We start from the raw sequence: 6,984 nt of genomic DNA on the forward strand, positions 1-6,984 counted from the left end.
CCTAATCTTTGGACCAAACTTTTAACCAAGGGCATCACCCGGATACTACTTTGTACCGGTCGGAAATGAATCAGCCCATGAAATACTGAGTGGCTCATGGGCTGCTTGCCACTACAGAATGACGGTCCGCTAGCTTAGGCGGCGCAATAAGGAGCTAAAGTTAAGCTGGATTGTGCTCAGCAAGCAAGTGGTTGTGCGAGCCATGATTTTTTGGGTGGTGAAAAGAAGAACAAAAGATGCGTCAGTTAGCCCGTTAGCTTGAAAAATAGAAATCTGAGAAAAGCAGTCCGGAAAAATTAACCTGGCTAATGAATTGTCGGGCGTAACAATACCGTAGCTTTGCAGCATGCTTCAACCAAAAAACCAGTTGATGAAGCGTGGAACCCAGCGCGACTGGGAGCCGCGAGTGGACCGGAAGGTCTTTGGTTCCGTCGGTTTTCCCGATTCTGCCGCTGGTATTTCCGTTGTTTTTTCTGGGTATTGCCCCGCCACCGTTTCGTATTCCGAAACGGTTTTTTTATGCCCGATTAGTTCGAAGGGTGCTGTTCTGCGGCGGCCATCGTCCCGGCTACCCCGGCACTCGCCGCCTCAACTCCAAGCCCTGTTTCCGGCCACTTAGTGAAATATGGAGGCTACTAAATAAACAGGGCAACCTCCTGTGGCTCGTAACTACTGACTGCGTACTTCACTTCCCCAACCTGGTATGGCACGTAAAGACCTGATCGACATTGCATCCCTGCACCCGGAGGAAATCGAGTTCCTACTCGATCAATCCAAGTCCTTTAAAAAGCTCTTCACCCATTCGGTGAAGCGGATTCCTGCCCTGGAAGGCAAGTCCGTGCTCATGCTCTTCTATGAGGCCAGCACCCGGACGCACTCGTCCTTCGAGGTCGCGGCCAAACGCCTCTCGGCGGAGGTCACGAATTTCGACGTGGCCCACTCTTCCATCTCCAAGGGCGAGTCGGTTCGCGAGACGATTGAGACGCTCCAGGCCATGCGAACCGACTACATCGTCATTCGCCACAGCCACCCCGGCCTGCCCGGCATGATTGCCCGCCAGACCACGGCGTCGGTTATCAATGCCGGCGACGGGGCCCACGAGCACCCTACCCAGGCCTTGCTGGACGCTTTTACCATCAAGGAAAAATTCCCTGACCCTCGGGGCAAAAAGGTCCTCATCATCGGCGATATTCTCCACTCCCGCGTCGCGCGCTCTACCAGCACGTTGCTGCAAAAGCTGGGCATCGAGGTGGCGTACCTGGGGCCGGGCTCGCTGGTGCCCAAGTACGGCCCGGCCACCATCCGCCGCTTCACCGACTACGAGGCAGCCATGGCCTGGGCCCCCGATGTAGTGTACCTGCTGCGCGTGCAGATGGAGCGCCAGGACGTGCAGTTTTTCCCCAGCCTCCGCGAATACCACCGAGTGTACGGCATCACTACGGCCCGGCTGGCGGAAATCAGCGACCAGGGCCTCTACATTATGCACCCCGGCCCTGTAAACCGGGGCGTGGAGCTGTGCGACGCCGTGATGGACTATGAGCGCAGCCTCATTACCAATCAAGTCGAAAACGGCATTTCGGTGCGCATGGCCGTACTCGACTGGCTCAAGCCGGGCGGGGATTTTCCGAAGCAGGAATCATACGTCGCGCGGCCGCAAACCAGCTCAACGGTGCTGATACCCTGAACGCCGCCCGCAACGGCTGACGCCGCTTTTCAACTTTATTCTCTTCCATAACCCTCGCCGGTTTACCGAAATTAACCCTTTATGCTGCTGCTTCAAAACGCTCGTATCGCCTCCGAAAATTCCCCCGTACTTGTCGAAAGTGACGTCCTGATTGTCGAAGGAAAAATTCAGGAAATCGGCAGCGGCCTGGCCGTTCCCGAGGGTGCGCGGGTTATCGACGCGCGCGGCCGGGTGCTGATGCCCGGCATGTTTGATGCCCACGTCCATTTCCGCGCCCCCGGGTTTGAGAACAAGGAAACCATCACCACGGGCAGCGAAGCGGCCATCAATGGCGGTATTACCGGGGTGGTGATGATGCCCAATACCCGCCCGGCCCTCGACTCGGCCACCGCCGTGGCCACCGTGCTCGATAATGCGCGGGACCGGTCGCGCATTCCGGTATACACTTCCGGCTGCGTTACCAAGAATCGGGAAGGCAAAGAGCTGGCCGAAATTGAGGGTATGCGCGAGCTCGGGGTGACCATGCTCACCGACGACGGCGACACCACCGCCGATCCGGCCGTCCTTTTCCGTGCCATGCAGTATGCCACCGAGTTCGGGATGTTTTTCGCCAGCCACTGCGAGGTGCCGGAACTGGCCGGGCCGCGGGCCCTGAACGAAGGGGTGATGAGCTACCGGCTCGGCATCAAGGGTTCACCGGCATGCGCGGAGGAAATCATCATCGACCGCGACATTCGCCTGGCCCATGCGGCGGGCGCGCACGTGCACATCCAGCACGTTTCCAGCAAGCTGGGCATGGAAACCATCCGCTGGTGGAAATCGCGCGGCGATGTGAAGGTGACGGCGGAAGTAACCCCGCACCACCTGATGTTCACCGACGAGCACATCGGCGACTACGACACAAACTATAAGATGAACCCGCCGCTGCGCACCCAGGCTGATTGTGATGCGCTGCTCGAAGGGCTCATGGAGGGCGTATTCGACATCATTTCCACCGACCACGCGCCGCACACACCGTTTGAAAAAGCCCAGGATTTCATCACCGCGCCCAATGGCATCACCGGCTTGGATACGGCCCTGGTGTCGCTCTACCACCACTTTGTCGAGCCCCAAAAAATCGGGTGGGACCTGGTGGTGAAGCGCTACTCGGCGGAGCCCCGTCGCCTGATGGGCCTGCCGGTAGCCGCCATTGAAGTCGGCCAGACGGCCAACTGCATTTTGTTCGATACCGAAGCGGAAACGACCTTCACGCGGGACTTCATGAAATCCAAATCCCAGAACACACCATTTATCGACCAGACGTTGAAAGGCCGGGTGGACCTGGTGATTTTGGGGACCGAAATCCTGCTGGAACGCGAATAATCGCGCCGCCTTTTGCCCACTTCAAGGAATACCCGGCTTCCTCTACAACGCTCCTTATGAATACCCCTTCCAACTCCGACCCTTCAACATCTAATATCCCTAAGCCCCTGATTGGCGTGGTGATGGGCTCCAGCAGCGACTGGAAAACCATGGAGCACGCCGTGCAGATGCTCACCCACTTTGGTGTGGCCCACGAGGCGCGCGTCGTGTCGGCCCACCGCATGCCCGACGACTTGTTTGCCTACGCCGAACAAGCTAGTCCGCGCGGCTTGCAGGCCATCATTGCCGGGGCCGGGGGAGCCGCCCACCTGCCGGGCATGCTGGCAGCCAAAACCACGGTGCCCGTGCTGGGCGTGCCGGTGGCCAGCCGGCATTTGCAGGGAGTGGATTCGCTGCACAGCATTGTGCAGATGCCCAAAGGAGTGCCCGTCGCTACGTTTGCCATTGGCGATGCCGGGGCGGCCAATGCCGCGCTGTTCGCCGTGAGTATGCTGGCCCTGCACGACCCGGATCTAGCAACCAAACTGCACGCGTTTCGCGCCGCACAAACCGAGGCCGCCCGCGCCATGACGCTGCCCGTATGAGCGACCAAACGCATAGCCTCGCCATGAGCCCAATTTTTCCGGGCAGCGTGGATGCTGCTGGCCAGCGGGCAACCCTGGGAGTGCTGGGCGGCGGCCAGCTGGGCCGCATGTTTGTGCACGCCGCCCAGCGCCTGGGGTACTTCACCGCCGTGCTGGAGCCCGACGCGCAAAGCCCGGCCGGGCTGGTGAGCCACCACCATATCCAGACCGACTACGACGACCCGGCCGGGCTGGCGCAACTGGCTCGCCTGTGCCAGGCCATCACCACCGAGTTTGAAAACGTACCTGCCCAGGCTCTTCAAACGCTGGCCCTTACCCGCCCCGTGGCCCCGGGTGCGGCCGTGGTGGGTATTGCACAAAACCGCATCGATGAAAAAGCCCACTTCACGGCTGGCGCCGACCTGTCGGGAGTGGCCTGCGCGCCCTACGCGGTGATTGAAACGCCGGCCCAGCTCCAGGCCGTGGAGAACGACCGGGCGGAGCTGCTGCCCGGCATCCTGAAAACCGCCCGCATGGGCTACGACGGCAAGGGCCAGGTCAGGGTGAAAACCGCCGCTGAACTGGCCGCCGCCTGGGCCGAGCTAGGCAGCGTGGCCTGCGTGCTGGAAAAGATGCTGCCGCTCATGGCCGAGTGTTCGGTGCTAGTGGCGCGCGGCTGGGACGGGCAGGCCGTCAGTTACGCCCCGCAGCGCAACGTGCACGTTGATGGCATTCTGGCCGTAACCCACGCCTACGAAGGAAATATGCCGCCCGCCCTGGCCACTAGGGCCCGCAGCGCGGCCGTTTCCCTGGCCCAGCATCTGGGCTATGTGGGCGTGCTGTGCGTGGAGTTCTTTGTGGTGGAAGGCAACGACGAACACGGCGACTTGGTAGTCAACGAGATGGCTCCACGCCCGCACAACAGCGGCCACTACACTCTTGACGCCTGTGACGTGTCGCAGTTCGACCTGCAGGTACATGCCATGGCAGGCCTGCCCTTACCATCGCCGCGCCAGCATTCCCCGGCCATCATGCTCAACCTGTTGGGCGAGGTGTGGTTTGACGGCAACGGGCAACGGCGGGAGCCGGACTGGCACGCCGTGCTGAGTCTGCCGGGGACGCATCTGCATCTGTACGGCAAGGCAGAAGCGCGTGCCGGCCGCAAGATGGGCCACCTGACCATTACCGGCCCGGATGTCGCCAGTGTAAAAACCACGGCGCGCCGCGCTGCTGGTTTGCTTGGCCTGCCGGGTCTGGATGATATCTAAATACCATTTGTGTTAATAAAAATCACCCTAAACGAACGGTCATGCTGAGCTTGTCGAAGCATCTCTACCGCTTCGGCTGAGCCATTCAACGAAGCGGTAGAGATGCTTCGACAAGCTCAGCATGACATTTCCCTGCGTTCAACTATCATGTCCCAAACAGTAAAACTCCTCCTCGAAGACGGCACCACGATAGAAGGCGAATCCTTCGGCGCGTTCACCTCCGCCGCGGGCGAAGTCGTGTTCAGCACGGCCATGACGGGCTACCCCGAAAACCTCACCGACCCGTCCTTCGCCGGCCAGATTCTGGTGCTCACCACCCCCATGGTGGGCAACTACGGCGTGCCCGGCGAGGACCTGTACGAGTCGATTTCCAGGATTTTCGAGTCTGACAAGATTCACATTGCCGGGCTGGTGGTCAACTATTACTCCGAGGAGCACAGCCACTGGAACGCTGCCAAAAGCCTCGGCGACTGGCTGAAGGAGTATAATATCCCCGGTATTTTCAACGTCGATACCCGCATGCTCACCAAGAAGCTACGCGAGAATGGCGCCATGCTGGGCAAAATCGTGGCCGACACCGACGTGCCCTTTCACGACCCCAACCGCGACAACCTGGTGGCGCAGGTGAGCCAGCCCGGCGTGCAGCACTACGGCCACGGCCAGTACAAAATCGTGCTCGTGGACTGCGGCACTAAAACCAACATCATCCGCTGCTTCCTGGAGCGCGACGTGGAACTGATTCGCGTGCCCTGGGACTACGATTTCACGGCCCTCGACTACGACGGCCTGTTCCTAAGCAACGGCCCCGGCGACCCCAAAATGTGCGAAGCCACCATCCGGCACCTGCAAAAGGCGCTGGGCCAGGACAAGCCCATTTTCGGCATCTGCCTGGGCAGCCAGCTCATGGGCCTGGCGGCGGGCGGCGACACCTTCAAGCTGAAATACGGCCACCGCAGCCACAACCAGCCCGTGAAGCGCACCGGCACCCAGCGCTGCTACATCACCAGCCAAAACCACGGCTTCGCGGTCGATACCGCTACGCTACCCGCCGAGTGGCAGATGCTGTTCGAGAACCTGAACGACGGGACATGTGAGGGGATTAAGCACACGTCCAAGCCGTTCTTCTCCACCCAGTTCCACCCCGAAGCCGCTGGCGGGCCGGAGGATACAGAGTTTCTGTTTGATGATTTTTTGAAAGCGGTGGTGGATTATAAAGCGGAACGATAAAGAAAGAACGGCAGAAAAAGAACGTCATGCAGAGCGCAGCGAAGCATCTTGCCCGCTTCGTTGCTATGGCAAAGCATTCTTGTATTTCTGAAACGGAAACCCATTCCCTATACTAATCTGCCCAAATATTGGCAGGTCATTCATACCAAGACGCTTATTCATATTCCTGTTAACAACTCCGATTTAGGCATGAAAACACAGCCATGTCAGCTATTTGCATACTGCGAAACTTCAGGAGCACCTGTTGGCATTTGCGCGCTAACGGAAGCGCTGGCTTGGCGTGGTACAGAACACGAGCAGACACTGTATTGGGATGTAATCGAAGCTATTGGTCAGACGCTATTGTTTGAATTCGACAATGCACACCAATTTTTCAATACTGAGACTGGCAACTTTGCCTTGTATCAGTCCACTGATGGGAAGGAACTAGTGGTGGCGGAATTTATATCCATCGAATTAGATGTAGTTATTCCTTGGAGTGGCATTGCCTTCAGTTGCAACACTGATACTAGAGCCCCGCTAAATCTGAAAGGTTTGACTTGCTTTTTTGATGCTGCCCTCACATTACCGAATGGCATTTTGCCTCACGTATCGCTCTATGCTATAGCCCAAGTTGCCCCGTGGAATATTGCCGTGCTTGACTGCAATTACGACACTGCCTATGAAGTTGAATTCAAGTCTGAAACCATGCAAATTCAAGGCATTTGTTTTCGCAAGGAGCATATTTGATAACAAACATATTCACACCTAATTCAACGAAGCGGGCAAGATGCGACGCTCTGCATGACGTTCTTTTTTGACAAGACCCTTCCAAGCGGTCTGTTACCCAACCCTTAGAATGAATAAACCCAACAAAGTACTCATCCTTGGTTCCGGCGCG

Annotated in this window: 6 protein-coding genes; all 6 read left to right on the forward strand. The window is 58.4% G+C overall.

Going from position 1 to position 6,984, the window contains the following annotated elements:
• Window positions 1–703: 703 nt before the first annotated feature.
• The 6 genes from HW556_RS17565 to HW556_RS17590 all read left to right on the forward strand — a co-directional run bounded on the left by HW556_RS17565 (window position 704) and on the right by HW556_RS17590 (window position 6,833).
• Complete coding sequence (locus HW556_RS17565; RefSeq protein WP_176901426.1) at window positions 704–1,684, forward strand: aspartate carbamoyltransferase catalytic subunit; 981 nt, start codon at window positions 704–706, stop codon at window positions 1,682–1,684.
• An 81-nt stretch (window positions 1,685–1,765) separates the two neighbouring features.
• On the forward strand, window positions 1,766–3,046 hold the full coding sequence (locus HW556_RS17570) for a dihydroorotase (RefSeq protein WP_176901427.1): 1,281 nt from the start codon (window positions 1,766–1,768) through the stop codon (window positions 3,044–3,046).
• Between the two features lie 56 nt (window positions 3,047–3,102).
• Complete coding sequence (purE, locus tag HW556_RS17575; RefSeq protein ID WP_176901428.1) at window positions 3,103–3,630, forward strand: 5-(carboxyamino)imidazole ribonucleotide mutase; 528 nt, start codon at window positions 3,103–3,105, stop codon at window positions 3,628–3,630.
• A gap of 23 nt (window positions 3,631–3,653) precedes the next feature.
• A complete protein-coding gene (locus tag HW556_RS17580) occupies window positions 3,654–4,877 on the forward strand; it encodes a 5-(carboxyamino)imidazole ribonucleotide synthase (protein WP_176901429.1) in 1,224 nt (407 codons plus the stop codon).
• A gap of 147 nt (window positions 4,878–5,024) precedes the next feature.
• On the forward strand, window positions 5,025–6,104 hold the full coding sequence (carA, locus tag HW556_RS17585; RefSeq protein ID WP_176901430.1) for a glutamine-hydrolyzing carbamoyl-phosphate synthase small subunit: 1,080 nt from the start codon (window positions 5,025–5,027) through the stop codon (window positions 6,102–6,104).
• A 48-nt stretch (window positions 6,105–6,152) separates the two neighbouring features.
• Window positions 6,153–6,833, forward strand: a complete 681-nt coding sequence (locus HW556_RS17590) for a hypothetical protein (protein WP_176901431.1) — start codon at window positions 6,153–6,155, stop codon at window positions 6,831–6,833.
• Window positions 6,834–6,984 lie beyond the last annotated feature (151 nt).

This window comes from Hymenobacter terrestris (assembly GCF_013377905.1).
Classification (GTDB): domain Bacteria; phylum Bacteroidota; class Bacteroidia; order Cytophagales; family Hymenobacteraceae; genus Hymenobacter; species Hymenobacter terrestris.